This window comes from Paenibacillus sp. FSL L8-0435, from assembly GCF_037965655.1.
In the GTDB taxonomy this organism is placed as follows: Bacteria; Bacillota; Bacilli; order Paenibacillales; family Paenibacillaceae; genus Paenibacillus.
The window spans coordinates 4,934,049-4,957,169 of the sequence record NZ_CP150185.1 but is presented as its reverse complement, the minus strand read 5'-3'; the positions used below and the strand labels follow the sequence as shown (position 1 = coordinate 4,957,169).

The 23,121-nt window shown below is 45.9% G+C and carries 24 protein-coding genes; 22 read left to right on the top strand and 2 right to left on the bottom strand.

Going from position 1 to position 23,121, the window contains the following annotated elements:
- Positions 1–553: 553 nt before the first annotated feature.
- The gene (locus NST33_RS22105; RefSeq protein WP_036674796.1) at positions 554–898 is read left to right on the top strand and encodes a hypothetical protein; all 345 of its coding nucleotides are present in this window, start codon (positions 554–556) and stop codon (positions 896–898) included.
- A gap of 770 nt (positions 899–1,668) precedes the next feature.
- Here NST33_RS22105 and NST33_RS22100 read toward each other — a convergent pair.
- Together NST33_RS22100 and NST33_RS22095 are read right to left on the bottom strand one after the other, a co-directional pair.
- The gene (locus NST33_RS22100) at positions 1,669–2,802 is read right to left on the bottom strand and encodes a bifunctional cystathionine gamma-lyase/homocysteine desulfhydrase (protein WP_221821979.1); all 1,134 of its coding nucleotides are present in this window, start codon (positions 2,800–2,802) and stop codon (positions 1,669–1,671) included.
- Position 2,803: 1 nt separating this feature from the next.
- On the bottom strand, positions 2,804–3,727 hold the full coding sequence (locus tag NST33_RS22095) for a cysteine synthase family protein (protein WP_221821981.1): 924 nt from the start codon (positions 3,725–3,727) through the stop codon (positions 2,804–2,806).
- Between the two features lie 247 nt (positions 3,728–3,974).
- Between NST33_RS22095 and NST33_RS22090 the strand changes: the two genes are divergently transcribed.
- From NST33_RS22090 to dnaG, 21 genes are all read left to right on the top strand, one after another.
- Complete coding sequence (locus NST33_RS22090) at positions 3,975–4,334, top strand: histidine triad nucleotide-binding protein (RefSeq protein ID WP_024628477.1); 360 nt, start codon at positions 3,975–3,977, stop codon at positions 4,332–4,334.
- Positions 4,335–4,566: 232 nt separating this feature from the next.
- Positions 4,567–4,740 (top strand): 30S ribosomal protein S21, encoded by a 174-nt coding sequence (rpsU, locus tag NST33_RS22085; RefSeq protein ID WP_005547957.1) that lies wholly within the window; start codon positions 4,567–4,569, stop codon positions 4,738–4,740.
- Positions 4,741–4,755: 15 nt separating this feature from the next.
- On the top strand, positions 4,756–5,199 hold the full coding sequence (locus tag NST33_RS22080; protein ID WP_017687237.1) for a GatB/YqeY domain-containing protein: 444 nt from the start codon (positions 4,756–4,758) through the stop codon (positions 5,197–5,199).
- A 282-nt stretch (positions 5,200–5,481) separates the two neighbouring features.
- Entirely contained in the window at positions 5,482–6,804 is a 1,323-nt protein-coding gene (locus tag NST33_RS22075; RefSeq protein ID WP_221822063.1) for an NfeD family protein, read from the top strand.
- 160 nt (positions 6,805–6,964) lie between these two features.
- The gene (gene floA / locus NST33_RS22070) at positions 6,965–7,975 is read left to right on the top strand and encodes a flotillin-like protein FloA (RefSeq protein WP_221821983.1); all 1,011 of its coding nucleotides are present in this window, start codon (positions 6,965–6,967) and stop codon (positions 7,973–7,975) included.
- A gap of 13 nt (positions 7,976–7,988) precedes the next feature.
- The gene (locus tag NST33_RS22065; protein WP_221821985.1) at positions 7,989–8,588 is read left to right on the top strand and encodes a hypothetical protein; all 600 of its coding nucleotides are present in this window, start codon (positions 7,989–7,991) and stop codon (positions 8,586–8,588) included.
- 181 nt (positions 8,589–8,769) lie between these two features.
- Positions 8,770–9,063 carry a sporulation protein YqfC gene (yqfC, locus tag NST33_RS22060; protein WP_017687241.1) on the top strand — a complete coding sequence of 98 codons (294 nt, stop codon included), beginning with the start codon at positions 8,770–8,772 and terminating at the stop codon, positions 9,061–9,063.
- Positions 9,060–10,253 carry a sporulation protein YqfD gene (yqfD, locus tag NST33_RS22055; RefSeq protein WP_339305069.1) on the top strand — a complete coding sequence of 398 codons (1,194 nt, stop codon included), beginning with the start codon at positions 9,060–9,062 and terminating at the stop codon, positions 10,251–10,253. Before yqfC ends, yqfD begins: the two co-directional genes overlap by 4 nt.
- Before the next feature lie 6 nt (positions 10,254–10,259).
- Positions 10,260–11,231: a PhoH family protein gene (locus NST33_RS22050; protein WP_017687243.1), complete on the top strand. Its 972-nt coding sequence runs from the start codon at positions 10,260–10,262 to the stop codon at positions 11,229–11,231.
- A gap of 16 nt (positions 11,232–11,247) precedes the next feature.
- The gene (locus NST33_RS22045; RefSeq protein WP_036674803.1) at positions 11,248–13,497 is read left to right on the top strand and encodes an HDIG domain-containing metalloprotein; all 2,250 of its coding nucleotides are present in this window, start codon (positions 11,248–11,250) and stop codon (positions 13,495–13,497) included.
- Positions 13,498–13,610: 113 nt separating this feature from the next.
- The gene (gene ybeY / locus NST33_RS22040; protein ID WP_339305067.1) at positions 13,611–14,099 is read left to right on the top strand and encodes an rRNA maturation RNase YbeY; all 489 of its coding nucleotides are present in this window, start codon (positions 13,611–13,613) and stop codon (positions 14,097–14,099) included.
- Entirely contained in the window at positions 14,099–14,470 is a 372-nt protein-coding gene (locus NST33_RS22035) for a diacylglycerol kinase family protein (protein WP_076211618.1), read from the top strand. Before ybeY ends, NST33_RS22035 begins: the two co-directional genes overlap by 1 nt.
- A 299-nt stretch (positions 14,471–14,769) precedes the next feature.
- Complete coding sequence (locus tag NST33_RS22030; protein WP_076211616.1) at positions 14,770–15,183, top strand: cytidine deaminase; 414 nt, start codon at positions 14,770–14,772, stop codon at positions 15,181–15,183.
- Between the two features lie 37 nt (positions 15,184–15,220).
- Positions 15,221–16,120, top strand: a complete 900-nt coding sequence (gene era / locus NST33_RS22025; RefSeq protein ID WP_076211614.1) for a GTPase Era — start codon at positions 15,221–15,223, stop codon at positions 16,118–16,120.
- A 104-nt stretch (positions 16,121–16,224) separates the two neighbouring features.
- Complete coding sequence (locus NST33_RS22020) at positions 16,225–16,365, top strand: YqzL family protein (RefSeq protein ID WP_091013993.1); 141 nt, start codon at positions 16,225–16,227, stop codon at positions 16,363–16,365.
- Positions 16,366–16,398: 33 nt separating this feature from the next.
- Positions 16,399–17,151, top strand: a complete 753-nt coding sequence (recO, locus tag NST33_RS22015) for a DNA repair protein RecO (protein ID WP_047843778.1) — start codon at positions 16,399–16,401, stop codon at positions 17,149–17,151.
- 149 nt (positions 17,152–17,300) lie between these two features.
- A complete protein-coding gene (locus tag NST33_RS22010) occupies positions 17,301–17,426 on the top strand; it encodes a hypothetical protein (RefSeq protein ID WP_339305063.1) in 126 nt (41 codons plus the stop codon).
- Between the two features lie 135 nt (positions 17,427–17,561).
- Complete coding sequence (gene glyQ / locus NST33_RS22005; protein WP_017687252.1) at positions 17,562–18,449, top strand: glycine--tRNA ligase subunit alpha; 888 nt, start codon at positions 17,562–17,564, stop codon at positions 18,447–18,449.
- Entirely contained in the window at positions 18,442–20,517 is a 2,076-nt protein-coding gene (gene glyS / locus NST33_RS22000; RefSeq protein ID WP_339305061.1) for a glycine--tRNA ligase subunit beta, read from the top strand. Before glyQ ends, glyS begins: the two co-directional genes overlap by 8 nt.
- A 208-nt stretch (positions 20,518–20,725) precedes the next feature.
- On the top strand, positions 20,726–21,214 hold the full coding sequence (locus tag NST33_RS21995; RefSeq protein WP_047843776.1) for a YaiI/YqxD family protein: 489 nt from the start codon (positions 20,726–20,728) through the stop codon (positions 21,212–21,214).
- A gap of 47 nt (positions 21,215–21,261) precedes the next feature.
- Positions 21,262–23,082, top strand: coding sequence for a DNA primase (gene dnaG, locus NST33_RS21990; RefSeq protein ID WP_339305059.1), 1,821 nt, complete (start codon positions 21,262–21,264; stop codon positions 23,080–23,082).
- The last annotated feature ends 39 nt before the right edge of the window (positions 23,083–23,121 follow it).

Genomic DNA, 23,121 nt, shown 5'->3' with positions numbered 1-23,121 from the left:
CCTCTAATAGTCCAAGCAAAATGAATAATAGAGGTTGTTCAAAAAGACCGCTTTTGATTACGAATGGTGCCTAGGGGGCATCATCAACATCGAATATGGAATTCAGCCGAAATAAGTAGGGGCTTACGAAGGTTGTTTCCTTCGGAAACATTGCGGTTCTCACGTAGCTCTATCTATGCTCCGCTACTCCATTTCTAGCTTTATCCCGTCTTTTTGGTACTGAAAACCGCCCTTTTTAAACACGCACTATTTCCGAATGTTATTTATTGTAAAAATATTTCTTTCTTGCTTTTACAACATAGCGGAGTGAGTTACATCACAGATACAGGTTCATCTCGCTGTTATACTACAGTTAAGCCGACAAACTTTATTTAAGTACCCCGGCGGACATCTGATCAGGACGTTTCCTGAATAGATGTCCGCGCAGCAGACTTCCAAGGAAGCCGCTCACGGGGTGCTTCTTTTTTTGTGTTTCCCGTCAGTAGTGTCAATTCGCCCAGTTCTGAATACCATGAAAAGGTGATCAAGAGCAGAACCAGGGAGGCGTTGGCAAGTGGAAAAAGTGGAAGCGAAGAAAATATGCAAGGAACACATGCACCGTTATGTATGTGTACAGATGAATGACGGTATGCACTACGATGGCATTATGGAAAATGTGGATGACGAAATGATCTATCTGGCTGTTCCCGTTGGACCGGAAGCCATGGTGAATCATGCGAACTGGGCTCCAAATGCAATGCCGGGAGCAAACTATCCAATAGGTCATACTCGCGGATTTTACCCAGGATACGGTTACCCTACTCCTTATCCATATTATGGTTATGGCCGTAGACGTTTTAACCGACTGGTGCTCCCGCTTTTTGCGCTTACAGCGTTAACCCTTTTACCTTACTATTGAAATTGAAAAAACAGGTATAACTACAGTGATTCATTCTCATGCTTCTTATGAAAATCCTCGAAAATAACTAGCTGAGGATGGATGTTTCATTCATGGTACCATACAGCATAAATTAGAGAGGTCTTATCACATACGGAGTCTCAGCCTGATGTATCGCAACAGTCTTTGCAATACAACTGGCAACATACCGAATATCCAAAAAGGTCATGTCTGTGCAGAAGCGAACTTCTGTAAGGCATGACCTTTTTTTGAATCTAATTAGTGTAAGGTCGATGATGAACGGATGGCAAATAGCGTCTATTTAAACCTGCTTAAATCAGAAGCGGGCCTTAACGTGTCCGTAGCAGCAAGCAGCTTACTGCATCCTGAATAAGCGAGAACGTGACCATGTGCGAGCAACGATCAAGACACCGAAAAGCTTTAATTCTCTATTCCGATTAAAAGCTTCGCTTTGGGTGAAATCGATGTTGTTCTCTTGCCCAGGATTGGAGGAGCAAAGCATGATGTGTGAGTGCTGACGAATCTGAGGCATCTTATTCAAGGCTTTGAAGCGCCCTCAGAATTTTAAGGAATCTGATACACGTTATAACCGAACAAACAGCCGCTTTCAGTATTTTTTTGAGGTTATTTCGGGAAAAAACGTGCCTGATGTTCCTTATAATTTCAAATGTGGCCTGAACATCAAATAAGACGTCCTGTGTTCCTTGGAAAATCGTCCATCGACCACTACTCCTTCTCCAAGATCAGCCAGCATGGACTTCAAAATGCCCTCAACTTAATGCAGATTTCAAATCCTCAAGTAAATCCTCAACATCCTCGATCCCAACGGAGATCCGAATCAAACCATCTGTGATCCCCAATTCTTGCCGACGTTCATAGGGAATGGAAGCATGTGTCATTCGGGCAGGGACAGAAATTAAACTTTCCACCGCGCCCAGACTCTCAGCCAATGTAAAATAACGGACTTTGCTTAACACGTCATCTACTTTTTCAGCACTGCCTACATCAAAGGAAACCATACCTCCATATCCTCTCGCTTGCGTGGAAGCAAGCTTATACTGTGGATGGTTGGGCAACCCGGGATAATAGACTTTGCTCACTGTTGGATGTTGATTCAAAAATGCCACAATCTGCTCTGTATTGTGTTCTTGCGCTTCCATCCGCAATCCCAATGTTTTCAGACCTCGCATTAACAGCCAGGAATCCATAGGTCCCAGGACTGCTCCAATTGCATTTTGAATAAAATGCAGATCTTCACCAAGTTGCTCGCTGTTGACAACCGCAAGTCCTGCCACGACATCACTATGACCACCGATATATTTTGTTGCAGAATGCAGTACAATATCTGCCCCCAGAGCCAGCGGGGTTTGCCAATAAGGCGTACTAAACGTGTTGTCTACAATGAACAGCAATTCATGTTGTTTCGACCATTTCGCTACAGCAGCAATGTCGGTGACCTTGAGTAACGGATTGGTAGGTGTTTCTACATAAATGGCCTTTGTATTGGATTGTAAAGCCTGTTCCAGTGCTTGTAGTGAGGTGGTATCTACAAAGGTATATTCGATCCCCAGACGATTCAGCACCTTGGTGAAAATGCGATAGGTCCCGCCGTATACGTCATCCGTCAGAATGACGTGATCTCCAGTTTTTAACAGAGAAAGTACAGCGTGAATTGCAGCCATGCCCGAACTAAAAGCAAAACCTCGAACGCCATCCTCCAGCTCTTTAATGACTTCTTCCAACGCATGACGGGTAGGGTTGCCCGTACGTGAATACTCGTATCCTTTGTGTACGCCAACCGATTCTTGCTCATACGTGCTCACTTGATAGATCGGTACACTCACTGCTCCAGTGTGTGGATCACCAACAATACCTGCATGAATCAGCTTGGTTTTTGGTTTCATTTCATTGTCCTCCATTATAGATATTTTGGCTTAAATACCGTTCGCTGCTATCCGGGAAAATTACAACGATGTTACTTCCGGGAGCTGCGTGAACAGCTTCGTTTAATGCGGCTTGCATAGCTGCACCTGAGGAACTCCCTACCAGTAAGCCTTCCAACAAGGCCAGATCCTTGACCCGCTCAAAGGCATCTTCATCTGAGATCGTATGAATGGCATCAAAGTAACTCACATCCATAAAAGAAGATAACGTTTCGACCCCTATTCCTTCTGTACGATGTGGTCCCGATGGACCTCCTGCCAGAATCGAACCTTCGGGTTCTACGATACATGTTTTAATTAACGGGTTGTGCTCCTTCAAATAGCGAGATACTCCCATGAAAGTTCCGCCAGACCCGGCTCCGGCGACATATACATCCACCTGCCCGTTCAGATCACGCCAAATCTCAGGGCCCAGATGTTCATAATGTGCGAGTGGGTTATCCGCATTGGAGAACTGACCTGGAATATAGGAACCCGGTATTTCTTTCGCCAGCGATTCCGCCTTGCGTATGGCACCAGTGATTCCTTCGGATGTGGGTGTGTTAACGACCGTAGCACCAAGGGCTTTCATCAATTGCTGCTTCTCGACGCTGAACTTCTGAGGTACCGTGAAAATGACCTTTAAATTCAGGCCTACAGCCGCCATTGCAAGACCAATTCCTGTGTTGCCTGCGGTAGCTTCGATCACCGTTCCACCTGGCTTAACATCTCCTCGTGCCAAGGCCTTCTCCAATAAAAACTTGCCGATCCTGTCTTTCACACTTCCTCCAGGATTCATGAATTCCAGTTTGGCGAACAGGCGGATTCCTTCCGGTAATGGATAACGAGTTAATTCAAGCAGTGGCGTATTACCGATAAGTTCCTGTACATGTTGATAAACGGTCAAATTAACCAATCTCCTTTTGTGTGTCATTAACCATACATATTTGTTTAATTGGGAAAAGTGCGTGATAAAACCATATTTCGATAAAATGGCTTGGTGTACTTCCAATGTTGTAAAGTGTTTGGCTCGATGATAGATGGAGAGTTGACCTGGAATGCCTGGTTGTGTGTCTAGAGATTGGACGTGGGTTTTTACTTCTAGTATGATAGAAGGGAATACATACACTGGAATACAAAGGAGGGTATGAACTATGGATTGCTTATTTTGCAAAATTGTAGAGGGCAGCATTCCCTCCAATAAAGTACTGGAGAATGACCATGTTATCGTTTTTCATGACATCCAGCCCGCTGCACCGACACATGTTCTTGTCATTCCGAAGAAACATATTGCTTCCATGAATGAAGTTACTGCAGAAGATCTGCCATTGATCGGCGAGATTCATCTGGCTGCTCAAGAAGCGGCGAAGCGTCTTGGCGTGGAGGAAACGGGATATCGCTTAATCAATAATTGTGGTAAGGATGGAGAACAAACCGTTCATCATCTGCATTACCATTTGTTGGGTGGTACCAGACTTGGCGTGTTGACAAGTCTGTCCGATTCTCACAAATAAACGAGCTAATGGGTACTAATATTGAGGATTTAGTCATATGCATTAAATCCACGAATGTGTGACCAAATGCTTATATAATGAATTCATTTCATAATACCTTTGAGTTATAAAATGGATTCAAATAAGTGATCATTACATTGAGGTTGACACCTTTATTATCTTTCGCCTATAATGTAAGATGATGAACCGTGTTATTGCTCTTGGACGGTCTGGTCGGAGGGAGGGAAAACTGGTGTCTGAAACTAAAGTTCGCAAAAACGAGACTATTGATGCTGCACTTCGTCGTTTTAAACGCTCCATCGCTAAAGATGGCGTATTGGCTGAGGTGAAGAAACGTAAGCATTATGAGAAGCCAAGCGTAAAGCGCAAGAAAAAGTCCGAGGCTGCTCGTAAGAGAAAGTTTTAGGAGGATTTTAACTACATGAATCTTAGCGAACGATTGAACGAAGATATGAAGCAAGCGATGAAGAGTAAGGACAAGTTCAGACTCTCCAACATTCGGTTGATTCGTTCGACGATCAAGAATCTTGAAATAGATTTGAAAAGAGATTTGGATGACAACGAAGTGCTTGATATCCTGAGTCGTGAAATCAAACAGCGCAAAGATGCCCTCCAAGAATTTGACAAAGCGGGCCGTGAAGATCTCGCGGCAAATGCAAAAGCGGAAATTGAAGTACTCATCCAGTACCTTCCCACACAGCTTACCGAAGAAGAAATTAAAGTTATTGTACAGCAGACCATCCAGGAAACCGGTGCTTCTTCGAAAGCCGAGATGGGGAAAGTCATGGCGGCCCTTATGCCGAAAGTTAAAGGCAAAGCGGACGGCAAACTGGTAAATCAAGCAGTTCAACAATTTCTGCAATAAAGCAAATCAATAAACACCTTCTGACTTGTCAGGAGGTGTTTTTTCCATTTATCAGAAGGCATGATGTCTTTGGGATGACGAAATTTCTTTTTAATGGTTAATATATATTATTATGGATTATTATTCTTGCAATTGATTGAGTTTTCAAATATAATTTTAAGATTTTGAAACGAAATGTTGCATTGCACGTAATAAATACCATAAGCTGGACAGTATAACATTAATGGAAAAGGGGGGACTATTGTGAAGGGAAAGCGCCGGAAGAAGCTTACGGGGCCATTGATGCTCTTAATGCTGCTGACGCTGTTGCTTCCTGTCTGGATTGGATCACCGTCAGCGCATGCAGCTGAGAAGAGTGGCGCCGTATATATTATTCCGGTTGATAAACCAATCGAGCAGGGACTTGGCAAGTTCATGGAACGCGGGTTCAAGCAAGCGGAAGAGATGAATGCTGGCCTGATCGTTCTTGATATCAATACGCCGGGAGGCCGTGTCGACACTGCAGAAGCATTGGGTACCCTGATCAAGGACAGTCCGATTGAGACTGTTGCATTTGTTCGTGGAGATGCTGCTTCAGCAGGGAGTTTTCTGGCTCTGAATGCAGATAAGATCGTAATGTCACCAGGCAGTATGATTGGTGCGGCAGCAATGGTGGACAGTACGGGTAAACATGTTGATGATCCAAAGCTTGTTGCATTCTGGAAAAGCAAAATGCAGGGAGCAGCTGAGATCAGTGGTCGTGATGGCAAGATTGCAGCTGGAATGACGGATGTTAACATGGTTGTGGAAATGCCAGAGATTAATAAAACCAAGCAAAAAGGTGAGATTATTGCTCTCTCTGCTGAAGAAGCGCTGAAAGTTGGTTATGCTGATCACATCAGCAACACACCGGAAGAAGCGGCAACGTGGCTCGGTTACAGCCAGGATGATGTATTTAAGGTAGAACGGACGACAGCAGAGAACATCTCATCCTTTCTTACCAATCCGGTTGTCATGACCATATTGTTGTTCCTCGGAATCGCAGGTGTGGCCATTGAATTGATCGTTCCTGGGTTCGGAGTACCTGGTATTGTCGGTATCGTATGTTTTGTCCTGTATTTCTCAGGAAATTACGTTGCCGGTTTTGCAGGAGCAGAGACGTGGGTATTGTTCACTGTTGGACTCATCTTGATGATTCTGGAGATGTTCATACCAAGCATGGGTATTTTGGGTATTCTGGGATCAATTGCGCTTGTTGCAGGTGTTGTGAGGGCTGCTTATGATACGAGTGATGCATTCGTTTCCCTGGGTATCGCTTTCGGAGCAGCATTGGTAGTGATTGCGATTATCGCAGTACTGTTTAAAGATCGAGGGATATGGAATCGATTCATACTGAGTGACAGTCTGTCAGCTGAGCGTGGATACTCATCCGCTACCGAGCGTAAAGAGTTGATTGGACTGCAAGGCATCAGTCTCACACCGCTTCGGCCTTCTGGAACAGCGATGTTTGAAGGAGAACGAATTGATGTTGTGACAGATGGTGATTTCATTCCGGTTGACACCCCGATTATTGTGATTAAAGCGGAAGGTACCCGGATTGTGGTTCAGCAAGCTTTGCCGGTGTAACTTGCTCTCTTGTCGAAGCGGATTAACGCTTCGGCAATGTACATAACCACGTGCTGATGCTGCCAGCGAGGTGGTGCATTCTTTAATTTAGCAGCGGACTCATGAGTGTCTTCTCAAACATTTTTATCAAATTCAAATTGCAAATGGAGGAAATTAAACAATGGACACATCTATGATTACGATTTTGCTCATTGCGGTAGTAGGTATTATCGTACTGAGCGTATTTTTCAGCTTTTTCCCGGTCATGCTCTGGATCTCAGCTATTGCATCCGGTGTCCGTGTTAGTATTATTACACTGGTAGCCATGAGACTTAGACGTGTAACACCTAGCAGGATCGTAAATCCACTGATTAAAGCAAGAAAAGCGGGCCTTGATTTAACCATGAACCAACTGGAGAGTCACTTTCTGGCGGGTGGTAATGTTGACCGTGTTGTAAACGCTCTGATTGCTGCTCAGCGTGCAAACATTCCACTTGAATTCGAACGTGCTGCTGCGATTGACCTTGCTGGTCGTGACGTATTACAGGCGGTCCAAATGAGTGTTAACCCGCGTGTTATCGAAACGCCTGTTGTATCTGCGGTGGCAAAAGATGGTATTGAAGTTAAAGTTCGAGCAAGAATTACAGTTCGTGCGAATATTGACCGACTCGTTGGTGGTGCCGGTGAAGAGACGATCATTGCCCGTGTCGGTGAAGGGATCGTAAGTACCAACGGTTCAGCAGAAACGCATAAAGTGGTGTTGGAAAATCCGGATCTGATCTCTCGTACAGTCCTGTCCAAAGGACTGGATTCTGGAACTGCCTTTGAGATCCTGTCCATTGATATTGCGGACGTGGATATTGGTAAAAATATTGGTGCATTCCTGCAAACCGAGCAGGCAGAAGCTGACAAGCGAATTGCTCAGGCGAAAGCAGAAGAGCGTCGTGCAATGGCTGTAGCCCAAGAACAAGAGATGAAAGCGCGCGTTGTGGAAATGAGAGCGCGTGTTGTTGAGTCTGAATCCGCAGTACCTCTCGCCATGGCTGAGGCACTTCGTAACGGTAAAATCGGTGTGATGGATTACATGAATCTCAAAAATATTGAAGCGGATACTCAAATGCGCAACACATTAGGAAAACCTGGTGAAGGTTCGAATTCCAACGATCAGGGTGATTCCAAAAACGGAAGATAGGCGGTGAGTGCATATGGGCCTATTTGAATGGATTTTTGATAATCTGTATATTGTGGCCGTCATCGGTTTTGCACTCTTCTCCTTCTTGGGGAAAGCTGCGAAATCGGCTGATCCGAACAAAAAGCGTCCTGCCAACGGGATGCCTACATTTGGAGGCAGTGGTGATTCAGGCCGGGATGAACGTTCAAGAGACAATTCATCTCCGCAGCAGTCTTCCGGACCTGCAGACCCCCGCTATGATGAACAGTATGACGATCGGTATGATGACGTGCAATATGAGAATCAGTATGATGAGCCGTATTCAGAGCCTGCTGCATCTTCTCGCCCCGCAACTGACTACAGAAGTGAGGGCACGATGAGTGCCATGGAAAATTCACTTGAGGCACAGATGAGAGGTATGGAAGAACAGCAGCGTTTGATTCAAGAGAGATTAAATCGCTTCTCTTCTGCAAATAAACCTGTTGTGTCTGATTCCAGTTGGGATATACCCAACACCGATGAATCGGGAGCATCTCCGCTTCGCCCTGCTGATATTCGTACAGGTGTGCTGTGGGCAGAAGTATTGGGTCCTCCTCGTTCCAAACAGCCGTTTGGTACAAGAGGGAAACTGTAAACAAGTCTTCATTATGAACAGAAAATAGAGCCGTCTCTGGTGCGCAGAAAGCCGCCGGAGACGGCTTTTTCTGTGTTCCTTACTTTTTTCTCAACATTCGTCCCTAACACGCTCCGGAATTTTCATAAATTCATGAATCTGCGCATAAGTTGAACTGTAGAGGAAGGGGGAAGACCTTCGAATGACCCGGATCAGCCGCAAGCTGCGCAGATGGACCAGTGAAGTGTTGGATCTGCCGCAGGATGTGCTTTATGATATGCCACGGTTAACCCTGATTGGCAGTAAGCAACTGTATATAGAGAATCATCGCGGTGTCATCCATTTCACCCCGGATCGTATCGTGTTGGCTCTTTCCCAAGGCCAGTTGGAGATCAAAGGAACTGCCTTGGTGATACGTAACATTTTGCCGGATGAAGTAGCTGTTGAAGGAACGATTCTGGATATTCATATGAATGGAGTGGAGGGGAACGGATGAAGCAGCCCAGTCTGTATAAACTGCGGGGAGCAGTCCGAATCACGGTCACTGGGGGAGACATTGAAACATTAATCAACACGGTGGCAGAGCAGGGGCTGGAAGTTTGGAACCTGCGTGCTCACGATGGACGCGTGGCAGAGATGAACATTCTGCTGCCGCATTTTTTCAGGTTGCGTCCTGTGTTGAAACGGACAGGCTGCAGGGTGAAAGTAACCCATCGCAGTGGTTTCCCTTTTTTTGCGGCCCGATTATTGCGGAGGAAGTTCTTTCTTGGGGGGATGCTGTTTTTTGTGGCAGCTTTGTTTGCGTTGTCGTCCATGGTATGGGATGTGGAGGTCAAGGGTAACGTCACCATTCCTACCGACGAGGTGCTCGCAGCAGCGAAGAAAGAGGGCATATATCCTTTCCAATGGGGGTTCCGCTTGCAAAGCCAAGACAAGCTCTCCAGGCAGCTTGCACTCGCTCTGCCGGATGTAACCTGGATTGGCGTGAGCAAAGAGGGGACAACCATCACCATTCAGGTCGTGGAATCGGCACAACCAAAGCGCGAACCATTACTGAATCCCAGACATCTGATCAGTAAGTCAGATGCTGTTGTCACTCAAATCTATGCGGAGCAGGGACGCCCTGTTGTTGAGAAGGACATGCGTGTCAAAAAGGGTCAGGTATTGATCTCGGGGATTCTCGGGGATGAGGAGAACACCAAAACCATTGTTGCCAAAGGTGAAGTTCGTGGTCTGGTATGGCGTGAGTATCAGGTAGAGGTTCCGCTGGTGCAAAAACATAATACAATGACAGGTGAGAGCAAAGAACGTTTTTACATGGTGCTGGGGAAATGGGCAATCCAACTGTGGGGGTACGGAAGTACACCGTTCAGTTCATTTGATACCGAGAGTAATCATAAACCATTGACGTGGCGATCCTTTACACTTCCCATGGGTTGGCTGACAGAGAAAGATCTGGAGACACGAGAGCATGAGCAACAACAGACGGTAGAATGGGCCAGAACGAAAGGATTGGAAGGAGCAAGGAATGATATTATGGCCAAAAACGGCAAAGGAACAAAAATTATAAGTGAAAAAATTTTGCATGAGAAGAAAGAGAATGGTAAAGTTTATATGAAAGTCTTATTTGAAGTAGAAGAAAGCATTGCGGAAGAACTTCCGCTAGTCCATAGTCAAGGAGAATGAGGATATTTGTCAGAGCAAACACGCAGCATACAAATCTCCCTCCAGAGTGCGGGAGAGGGCCAATCCCTTTTTGGACCCCAAGATACTTTTCTTAAACTGATTGAATCCGAGATTCCTGCCCAGATTGCATCCCGTGAAGCGGAGATTGTGATTTTTGGCAACGCACAGCAGGTGGAATCGCTTGAACAATTATTTGATGTGTTACTGCAATTGATACGCAATGGATATGTGTTAACCGAGAGAGATGTGAAGTATGCGATTGAACTTGCCAAGGATATGCGGGCAGACCAACTCTTGGACCTGTTCAAAGGCGAGATTACTACGACATACCGAGGTAAACCAATCCGTGTTAAAACCATTGGACAGAAGCACTATGTAACTACAATTAAAAAACGTGATATTGTATTTGGCATTGGTCCTGCCGGTACGGGTAAAACCTACCTTGCTGTTGTACTGGCTGTTGCCGCAATTAAAGAAGGCAGCGTCAAACGCATTGTACTCACACGGCCTGCTGTTGAAGCAGGAGAGAGTCTTGGGTTTTTGCCAGGTGATCTTCAGGAGAAGGTAGACCCTTATCTGAGACCGCTGTACGATGCCTTATATGACGTTATGGGGCAGGAACAGACCGCGAAGGCACTGGAGCGGGGGTTAATCGAAATCGCACCACTCGCCTACATGCGGGGGCGTACGCTGGATGACTCCTTCATCATTCTCGATGAAGCACAGAACACAACGCCTGAACAGATGAAGATGTTTCTGACCCGGCTTGGTTTTGGCTCCAAAATGGTCATCACTGGAGACGTTACACAGATTGATTTACCGCGTGGTAAGAAATCCGGGCTTGTGGAAGCGAATACGATCTTGAACGAAGTTAACGAGATTGGATTTGTCTATTTTGCCGAGCAAGATGTTGTGCGGCATTCTCTCGTCCAGAAAATTATCGTGGCTTACAACCACGCCGCAGAAAATCAAGCATAGAAAGGGATTGTCTAAAGTGACCTCGAAGGAACCGTCAAAAGGCAAATCTTTTCAGAATAAGGCTACAGGATGGAAGTATAGCGTGTGGGCACGCTATCTTCTGTTTTTGTTTCTGGTGATTCTTTTCTACGTGAGTCTGGCTTCGAAGCTGCTCCCTGAGCGCTATGATATTCAGGAAGGGACACGGAGTGAAGTGGACATTGCTGCGCCCATGCAGATTCCGAATAACAAGGCCACACTCAAAGCACAGGAAGAAGCTGCTGAACGGGTACAGCCGATATTTCAGATTGTCCAGTTGCGAAACGAAAATTTGATGACTACCCTGCTAGACCGTGTAGATCGATTAAATCAGGATGATCAGATTTCAAGTCAGGACAAGATTGATATTTATCGGGATGAAATTCCGCAGCGCCAGAAGGACTTTGTGACCAACTATATCAATAATAATCGGAAAGCCGGTACATACTCCGAGACTCTTTTGGAAGAGATCAGAAATGTGGTACAGGAGCAAAGCTACCGTATTCCCGAAGAAACCTACATCAAAATCTCACGGCTGACATCGGATGATATCCAGGAGATGAAACCGGTTGCGAGGGATATTGTTGCCCGGTTAATGACGGATCAGATCAGCGATGCAACCACTGCCCGTGCCAAAGTAGCTGAGATGGTGAGTGTCAGCTCTCTTGGTAAGCGTACGCAACGTGAGGTCGTGCAAGAGCTTGCTCGCCTCGTGGTGACCGCTAACCGCTTCTACGATGAAGAGGGAACCAAGGAAGCGAAAGTTCAGGCGCGTGAGAACACGCAAACTGTCTTTATCAAGCAAGGGGACACACTAGTTGCCAAGGGTGAGATGATCACCCCGGAGATGTATACTTTGCTGGATGAGAATGATTTGCTGAAAAATGAAGTGAACTACTGGCCACAGCTTGGTCTTCTTATGTTTTCCTGCCTGTTGTCAGCAGCAATTCTGATGTATATTCAGCAAGGCAGCGGAACGCACTTTAAATATAATAATGCGCAGCTGTTGATGCTTGTTCTCATTTTTATTATTACGATTGTGGTTATGCATGTGACAGCGATTATCCAAACCAATGAGCGGTCTTATGTGGGCTTCCTTGCACCTGTTGCGGTAGGGGCGATGTTAATTGCCTTATTGCTGGATACGTCGCTTGCCTTTGTATGTTCGATATTGATCGGTATGTTATCCAGCATTATTTTGAATACGCATCAGGGTCAACTTTTTGACTTCGAACTGGGTTTCTTCGCTGTATTGGTTTCATTTGTTGCGATCTTCGCAACACATAAGGCTAGCCAGCGATCCACGATCCTGAAAGGGGCCATTATGGTCTGCTTGTTCGGGTCCATAGCCGTCTTCACCTTGGCTTTGATTGACTCGGGCGATTGGAATCGAACCACGACGCTGTATGGCGTTGGGTTTGCATTTGCTGGTGGCGTGCTGACTGCCATACTGGTCATTGGGCTGATGCCATTTTTTGAAACTTCATTTGGCATTTTGTCAGCGCTCAAACTGGTAGAACTGTCTAATCCGAACCATCCGCTTCTACGCAAGTTGCTGACGGAGACACCGGGTACCTATCATCACAGTGTTATGGTAGGCAATCTGTCCGAAGCAGCAGCAGAAGCCATAGGAGCTAACGGATTGCTCTGCCGAGTGGGTTCGTATTATCATGATATTGGCAAGACGAAGCGGCCTATCTATTTTATTGAGAATCAGAACAATATGGAGAATCCGCATGATTCAATTGATCCGAAACTGAGCAAATCCATTATCGTTGCCCATGCGCGCGATGGGGTGGAAATGCAGAAGGATTACAAGCTGCCCAGACCTATTCGGGATATTGCGGAACAGCATCACGGCACGACATTTCTTCACTATTTCTATCACAAAGCACTGCGCCAGGCGGAAGAAGCAGGCGTTGAGCCTGATTTCACGGAAGAAGATTTCCGTTACCCTGGGCCGAAGGCTCAGTCCAAGGAATCGGCTATTGTTGGCATTGCCGATAGTGTGGAGGCTGCTGTGAGATCTTTGCGCAAACCGACAGTGGAGCAAGTGGAGTCCATGATTGAGAAGATTATTAAAGGACGATTGGACGATCATCAATTCAATGATTGTGACCTTACGATGCGTGAACTGGATATCGTCGCCAGAACATTGAAGGAAACGGTGATGGGTATCTTCCACTCCAGGATAGAATATCCGGAGGAGATTAAGAAACCGAAGCCGACTTCACCCGAAGCAGGCTAATTTAATAATAGTTCGTGTTCGAAAAGGTCGGTTCTCAGTACCGAGAAGATGGAATGAAGCTAGTAAGGCTTTTTGAACAACCTCTAATATGAGCAGACAGGAGTTATGAAAGAATGAGTCTTAATCTGGCATGGAATAATGAACAACAGGATAAAGAAATTACAGACCCAATGATTGCAATGCTGGAACAGTTGCTGAATCTCGCCGGAGAAGCGGAAGGTGTTGCAGACGGGGAAGTGGCTCTGACTTTTGTGAACGATGAGCAGATCCATGAGTTGAACCGTGATTATCGCGGTATTGACCGTCCTACGGATGTACTGTCTTTTGCGATGAACGAGACGGTGGATGAAGAGCTCGATATTATCTATGAGCTGGACGAAGATGAAGAAATGCCGGATGTTCTTGGAGACATCATCATTTCCGTACCACGGACCATCCTGCAAAGTGAAGAGTATGGACACTCATTTGAACGTGAACTTGGTTTTCTGTTTGTCCATGGTTTCTTGCACCTGCTCGGATACGACCATCAGGATGAAGCAAGTGAGGCTGAAATGATGGGCAAACAAGAAGCGGTATTGGCCCAGGCCGGGTTGACTCGATAATGAAAAGGCGCTCCTGGGGTCTGGTATTCCGCAATGCTGCGGAAGGAATCGCATATGGGTTGCGGACTCAGCGTAATGTGAGAGTTCACACGGGAGTGGCTATTTTGATGTGTGTAGCCGGCTTTTTTTTCAGAATCTCAAGAACGGATTGGATGTTTGTGCTGACCGCTGTCTTTTTGGTCCTGGTGACTGAATTGATGAACACGGCTGTAGAGGCAGCGGTTGACTTGGCACACCCCCATATCCATCCGCTGGCAAAAGCGGCAAAGGATACCGCGGCCGGGGCAGTTCTGCTGGCAGCGGTATTCGCCGTCATCATCGGTTGTATTGTTTTCATTAAGCCCGTGATGAATTGGCTAGGTTTGTACTGATTTTGTATTAACTTTGATTTGTTTTGATTTTAATACTACACAACTTTGTGAAGTTAGACCTTGTTTAAGTTGAACTTGTAGACATTACACGATAACGAAGAGGACAGAAATAAACCTGTAGAAGCGAAGCGTTCGCCTTTATCCCCGGATTTTCACATTGAAAAGTGAATCAAAAAATCTGGGGATAACAGCGATCGAAGGGTTATTCTGGACTCGGAGTGACTAGTGTAAATTTGGCTTTAGTTGAACTTAATTCGTAGGTAGTAACTTTATATTGCACCCTAAGGGAGAGAATATTAATGGATAACGGTTTGTTAATGCAAGAGGCAATTAAGGCACGTACTAAGGCGTATACGCCGTACTCCCATTTTGGTGTAGGCGCGGCTTTGCTTGACAGTGAAGGTCATGTGCATCATGGTTGTAATATTGAGAATGCTGCGTATACACCAGGTAACTGTGCTGAGCGCACAGCGATGTTCAGCGCCATTGCAGGTGGGCAGAAGCCTCGCAGCTTCAAAGCGATCGCCATTGTGGGCGACACGGATGGTCCGATTGCTCCATGTGGCGTATGTCGTCAGGTGATGTACGAACTGTGTGAACCGGATATGAAAGTTATCTTGGGGAACATGAAGGGTGATCTTCAAGAGACCACCGTTGCTGAACTGTTACCTTGGGCTTTTGGGCCTTCTGATCTGAATTCTGCCAAAAAATAAACCAATATTCCAGGCCTAGGCGCCTGAGGAGGAACATATGAAAAAACAAGCATTTAAATCCGGTTTTGTAGCTATTATTGGACGTCCAAACGTAGGTAAATCCACACTGATGAACCAGGTGATCGGACAGAAAATTGCGATAATGTCGGACAAGCCACAAACCACACGTAATAAAATTCATGGTGTGTATACATCCGAACATCAACAAATCGTATTCCTGGACACACCGGGTATTCACAAACGTCAATCCAAACTTGGCGATTACATGAACCAGACTGCTCTGAACACACTTGGAGAAGTAGAAGCAGCATTGTTCCTGATTGATGCTTCGGAAGGCATGGGTGGCGGTGACCGTTATATTGCGGAACAGTTGAAAAATATTCGTACGCCTGTCATTCTTGTCATGAATAAAATTGACAAAATTGAGCCGGAAGCACTGCTTCCACTCATTGAGACGTATCGCAAGCTTCACGATTTCGCTGAAATCGTTCCTGTCTCTGCCATGCTTGGCAGCAACGTCAGCACGTTGTTGGAACAGCTCGGCAAGTATTTGCCTGAAGGTCCACAGTACTATCCTGATGACCAGGTTACTGACCATCCGGAGCAGTTTGTATGTGCCGAGTTGATTCGTGAGAAAATTCTGCAAATGACTCGTGAAGAAGTGCCTCACTCCATTGCAGTAACGATCGAAGATATGAAAGTGCAGGATAATGGTGTCGTTTATATCTCAGCCGTCATTTTTGTGGAACGGGATTCACAAAAAGGCATCATTATCGGCAAGCAAGGTGCCCTTCTGAAAGAAGTGGGTAAAAGAGCTCGACATGACATTCAGAATTTGCTTGGCTCCAAAATTTTCATGGACCTGTGGGTTAAAGTGAAAAAAGACTGGAGAAATCAGGATAGAGTTCTGCGTGACCTTGGCTTTGGCCGCGACTAATCTTCGGAATTGTATCCAGTAATTGCAACACATAGTTTACCTTGCAAGACTCCATCCTATTTGGTAGATGCAGACGTCATTTCCGAAGAGAGGATGAAATTCCGATGCGAGATTTTTCGTGGAAGGTTTTTGCGATGACGGGGGATGTGGAGTCCTATTTGTTATATACCGAGGCGTGTAACTCGTTAGGACAGGAGTCGGATCATGCAAGGGAAGTGATTGAAGATGAAGAAGCCGAAGGATAATTGGCTGATTCGGGAATGGTTAGGTGACGAGGCATGCTATACAGGGTGGAAGGGATTGTCATCCGCAGCATGGACTACGGCGAAGGGAACAAAATCATTACGCTTTGCACCGAAAGCGGCGGGAAAGTAGGGGTACTCGTCCGCGGTGCCAAAAAGCCCAAGAGCCGACATGCTGCACTGGTGCAGCCGTTTACGTATGGTCAATATGTATATTTTCGCAATACAGGTCTAGGCACACTGAACGCTGGAGAAATTGTTGAATCTTATCATGAGTTGCGTGAAGATCTGGTCAAGGCCTCATATGCTTCTTATGCGTGTGAACTATTGGATCGGGTGCTTCAGGATGAAGAGACAGGTACATTTTGGTTCAAACAGTTGAAGGCGTGTTTGCAGGCGTTGAAGGAAGAGAAAGATCCGGTTGTTATTACAAGTCTGTACGAAATGAAAATATTACAGGCATCCGGATATGGCCCACAGTTCGATGAGTGCATCTCCTGCAATCAGGAGCGACCAGATGAGCAGTTGTTTATAAGTCCCAGACTTGGTGGCGTCTTGTGTCGAGCATGCAAACATTTCGATCCTCCAGCGATGTCAGTTAGTCCAAAGGCTCTGAAGTTGTTGCGTTTGTTCGCGCAGTTGGATCTGCAACGCTTGGGGAATATATCAGTAAGTGAGTCTACCCGTGATGAGATCAAAAAGTTGATGCGTGCTTTTATGGATCATCAGCTCGGTCTGAATCTTAAATCCCGTTCTTTCCTCGATCAGATGGAGAAGTACGGGATTTGAGGCGTTTTGGTGGAAGCGAAACTATATCTTGACTTCATACTAGATTTTATATATTATGAAATATAATTTCTCTTTATGAGACATGCATTGAACGAGAAAGTAAAAGACTGGATTTATTGTATTTATGGAGACAAGTCGTTGTATAACACTTGAGAATCATGAATGAGCGAGCCGGGGATGGTGGGAGCCTGGCTAAATCGGTCTTTGAAACGGCACTCGGGAGCATGAATGGACACGGAAAAGTGGGCTGGAACGAACAGGATCATCCTGTTTGATCTAAGCCAAGTAGGGTGGAACCGCGGGAATAGCTCTCGTCCCTACGTCTGTACAACAGGCGTAGGACGGGGGCTATTTATTGTTGTCTTCACCGTCCTAAGCTTGCTAACAAACCATTGAAAAGGAGCATGATTATGAATTTTCAGCAGATGATTCTAACGCTGCAACAATTCTGGGCCGAGCATAACTGTATTATTGTCCAGCCATACGATACGGAAAAAGGGGCAGGTACGATGAACCCGATGACCTTTTTGCGTTCGCTTGGACCCGAACCTTGGAAAGTAGCCTATGTGGAGCCTTCCCGTCGTCCTTCGGACGGACGTTATGGTGAGAACCCTAACAGGCTGTACCAGCATCATCAGTTCCAGGTAATCATCAAGCCTTCACCGGACAATATTCAGGAAATTTACCTGGAAAGTCTGAAACGTCTGGGCATTGATCCGCTCAAACATGATATTCGGTTTGTTGAAGATAACTGGGAGAATCCTTCCCTTGGTTGTGCAGGTCTTGGTTGGGAAGTATGGTTGGACGGAATGGAAATTACACAATTTACGTATTTCCAACAGGTTGGTGGAATCGAGACAAATCCGGTAGCTGTTGAAATTACGTATGGTATGGAGCGTTTGGCTTCTTACATTCAGGATAAAGAGAATGTGTTTGATCTGGAATGGGTGGAAGGTATCACTTATGGTGATGTATTCCGTCAGCCAGAATTCGAACACTCTAAATATACGTTTGAAGTATCTGATGTCAAAATGCTGTTTACACTCTTCAACATGCATGAAGAAGAAGCAAACAAGGCCATGGCGCAGCATCTAGTATTCCCTGCATATGACTATGTGCTGAAATGTTCCCACACGTTCAACCTGTTGGATGCACGTGGGGCCATCAGTGTAACGGAACGTACGGGTTACATCACACGTGTCCGTAATCTGGCTCGCCAAGTCGCTGCAACATATATGGAAGAGCGTGAGAAGCTAGGCTTCCCGCTGATCAAGAAAGGGGGAGCCGAGCATGTCTAAGGATCTGTTGTTTGAAATCGGGTTGGAAGAAGTACCTGCACGCTTTATGCGCGCAGCAATCGCACAGCTGCAAGAGCGTGTCGTGAAATGGCTTGACGCATCCCGCATTGCTTATGGTGAAGTGAACGCGTATGCCACACCGCGCCGTCTGGCTGTTTTGATTCAAAATGTGGCTGAGAAGCAGGAAGATATCGAGGAAGAAGTGAAAGGTCCTTCACGCAAAATTGCACTGGACAACAGTGGCAATTGGAGCAAGGCTGCACTCGGATTCGCCCGCAGTCAAGGTGTTGAACCCGACCAGTTCACGTTCAAGGAACTGAACGGTGTCGAATATATCTATGCAACAAAGAGCAGCAAAGGTGTAGAGACTGCTTCTGTGGTTGGCGAAGGATTACTTTCTGTATTACATGCCATGACGTTCCCGAAATTCATGCGTTGGGCTTCCTATGATTTCAAATTTGTACGTCCAATCCGCTGGATTGTGGCTATGCTCGGCAGTGAAGTTATCGATCTGGAAGTGACAGGTGTTAAGTCGGGTAATGTAACTCGCGGACATCGTTTCCTCGGTAAGGAGGCCGTGATCTCCAATCCGTCTTCATACGTGGAAGTGTTGCGTGCAGAACATGTCATTGCTGATATTCAGGAACGTGAACAGATGATTGTATCCCAGATTCAGGCACTGGCTGCTGAGAAAAAATGGGATATCGCGATTAAGGAAGACTTGCTGGAGGAAGTCCTGTTCCTGGTGGAAACACCTACCGTATTGTTCGGAACATTTGACTCTTCATTCTTGAATATTCCACAAGAAGTATTGATTACTTCCATGCGTGAGCATCAGCGTTATTTCCCTGTACTGGACAATGAAGGACAATTGTTACCATTCTTCGTGACGGTACGTAACGGTGGAAGTGATTCACTGGACGTTATTGCCAAAGGAAATGAAAAAGTTTTGCGTGCACGTCTGTCTGATGCCAAGTTCTTCTATGAGGAAGATCAGAAGCTACAGATTAAGGATGCATTGTCGAAGCTGGAAAGTATCGTCTTCCAGGAAGAACTAGGAACCGTTGGAGATAAAGTGCGCCGTATTCGCAAGATTGCAGATGGACTTGCTGCCAAACTGCAAGTATCCGGTGATGTTGCTGAATCCGTTAGCCGCTCAGCAGATATCTGCAAATTCGATCTGGTGACACTGATGGTGGGAGAATTCCCGGAACTGCAAGGTGTGATGGGTGAGGATTACGCTCGTAAAGCTGGCGAAAAAGAAGAAGTGGCCAAAGCGGTATTCGAACACTATCAGCCACGTTTCGCTGGAGATCAATCCCCTGCTTCTCTTGTTGGTGCCATTGTGAGTGCTGCGGACAAAATGGATACAATCGTGGGTTGTTTCTCCATCAATATTATTCCAACCGGTTCCCAGGATCCGTACGCACTGCGCCGTCAGGCTGCAGGTATTGTACAGATTTTGCTGGATCACAAGCTTCCGCTGACATTGTCAGACGTGTTCGGAGTAGCACTTCAAGTACATGCCCAGATGAACCTGTTGAAACGTGCAGATGAAGAGGTTCGTAAAGATCTGCAAGACTTCTTTGGTCTCCGTGTGAAAAAATTGTTGTCCGAAACCGTTCGCTACGACGTAGTGGATGCCGTAATTTCTTCCGGATTCGATGATATCAGCGCTGTGGTACCAAAAGGTGAAGCGTTGATGGCGGCTGTTCTGACAGGAGACGCATTCAAAACAACGGTTGAATCGTTCAACCGTGTGGGTAATCTGGCTGCCAAAGCATCCAATGCTTCCGTACATCCAGAACTGTTCACGGAAGATGGAGAACGTCAGCTACATGAGGCATGGAGCAAAACGAATGCAGAATATCGTCAGGCGTTAACTCAGCATGATGCTGCTGAAGCGCTGGCTATTGCATCTGCATGGAAGGATGGTATTACCTCATTCTTCGATTCGGTTATGGTTATGGCCGAAGATGAAGCTGTTCGGGCGAATCGACTTGCCTTGCTCGCGGCTATTGATCGTGACTTGAAAGGATTTGCTGATTTTTCCAAGTTGGTTTGGTAATTGGGCGTATTTCATGAGTCCTTTTCCACAGACTTGGCGCAAAGCTAAAATTCAGTATTAAAGAAGGATATATGAGGGTATAAATATACGGAACGGGTTGTAAAATGTATTTTTTACAACCGCTCCGTATTTTAGCCTTTGATTTCCCTTGTTGTGCCAGAAGGATTTTGCCTGGCCGGGGTCGTATATAACAATATGCAGCTATTTTATGAAACCGGGTGGTCTGGGTTTGAGTGAGTTAAATATACGTCACATTGTTGTGGATGGTGATGCTTGCCCGGTCAAAACCGAGATTGCGCAAACCGCTCGCCTTTTCAACATTCCCGTACTGTTAGTCTCTTCATTTGATCATTTGCTTCAAGGAGGAGAAGGGGTACGAACCGTGCAAGTGGATCGCAGTGATCAGAGCGCAGACCTGTATATTGCTAATCATATTAAGCCATATGATGTGGTTATCACTCAGGACTATGGACTTGCCGCACTTGCGCTCGGCAAACGTTGTTATGTTTTGTCCTTTCGTGGTCGTGAATTCAACGATCGTGACATTGATTTCATGTTGGATTCTCGTCATACTGCGGCAAAAGCACGAAAAAGAGGCCATTACGGGAAAGGCCCAAAGCCTTTCACAGAGCAGGATCGAGAAATGTTTCAACATAAACTGACAAAACTTTTAAAAGATTTGCAGGAGAATGTGTAAGTTTATCGAATTATATTTACGTGTTGAAGAGATGAAGGTGGCCAGAGATGAGTACCGGACAAGGCGGTATACCCGAAAGTATTATTGAATCGGTGTTACAGCAGAATGATATTGTCGATACGGTGAGCCGATTTGTGCATCTGACCAAACAGGGGAAGTATATGAAGGGCCTCTGTCCTTTTCATTCCGAGAAGACGCCTTCGTTCACCGTTACACCTGAGAAACAAATTTTCTACTGCTACGGTTGCGGCACGGGTGGAAATGCCATCAAATTCAGGATGGAAATCGAAGGGTTATCCTTTCCCGAGGCTGTCAAAACGATGGCGGAAGAAAGTCACATCTCTATGGGGGACTGGCAAGGGCGTGAATCTGCTCATGTGAATCCGGAGACTGAACGTCTGTTGGAGGCTTATGAGCTTACCGCGAAGCTGTATCATTTTTTGTTGAAAAATACAGAGCATGGCAAGTCAGCTATGGAGTATTTACGCTCAAGAGGTTTTGGCGACAAATTGATCGACCAGTTCCAGATTGGTTTCGCACCAAATCGTTGGGACACACTGGTACAATTTCTCGAGAAACGTAACTATCCGCTCGAAGAGATGGAAAAGGGTGGACTTCTGTCATCGCGAAATGAAGGTCAGGGATATGTGGACCGATTCCGAGACCGGATTATGTTCCCGATTAATGGCAGGAGCGGTAAGCCAATTGCATTTGCAGGACGCATATTGGGAGATGGGCAACCGAAGTATCTAAATTCACCGGAAACCCGGTTATTTAACAAAAGCCGTGTTCTCTATAATCTGCATCATGCCAAAAATGCAATTCGCAAACAAAGACAAGCCATTTTGTTTGAGGGATATGGTGATGTCATCTCCGCATGGGATCAGGATATCCAGAATGGTGTAGCGGCAATGGGTACTGCGTTAACCGAGAATCAGGCCCTGATGCTCAAAGGCATGTGCGACGAAGTCATTATTTGTTATGACGGTGACCGAGCAGGACAGGCTGCTGCACTCAAAAACTTCCCTATTCTTGAGGAAGCTGGATTGCAGGTCAAAGTGGCTCTCATTCCCGAGGGACTTGACCCGGATGATTTTATCCGGAAGCATGGTGGTGAACGGTTCCGAAACCAGATTGTGGACGGTGCCGTGACAACTACAAAATTTAAACTTATAAACTTAAAAAAAAGCCATATACTGCTAGAGGGTGGCGGACAAATCGCCTATTCGAAAGAAGCAGTAAAATTGATTGCACCCTTACCTTCTCCAACAGAGAGGGAAGTGTATCTCCGTGAACTGGCTGCAGAAGTGGACGTATCCTTCGAAACATTGAAGCAGGAGTGTAATGAAGAACGGGAGGCAATGAAAAATAACCTCCAGTACGGGGATAATAACCCGAAAAGGTGGAATAATGGTAGGCAACAAAATAGGCAGGTGCCTACACCGAATCTGTTGCCGGCTTATCACGCTGCCGAACGCAAACTGATTGCCTGGATGTTGCAGGATGATGAGGCTGCCCAGTACGTGAATGAACATCTTGGTGAAGCTTTTAACTTGGAGGATCATGCAGCTATTGCTGCTTATCTATATGCCTACTATGCGCAAGGCAAACCGTCGGATACAAGCCGTTTTATGTCTTCACTGCATGACGATCGCCTGGAAAAAACGGTCAGTTCAATCTCGATGATGGATGGTCCAGGTGAATGGAGTATTCAAATGCTCGATGATTGCATCAGGGAAGTGCTGAAGCATCCGCGTAAGAAAGAGTACGATTTGAAAAAAGAAGAAATGATTGCTGCAGAGCGGGCAGGTGATTCTGTACGCGCGGCACAGATTGCAATTGAAATGATTGCCCTAGAGAGACAGTGAACGTCTGATGATTAGATGTTTCTAGGGAGGAGGGAGTCG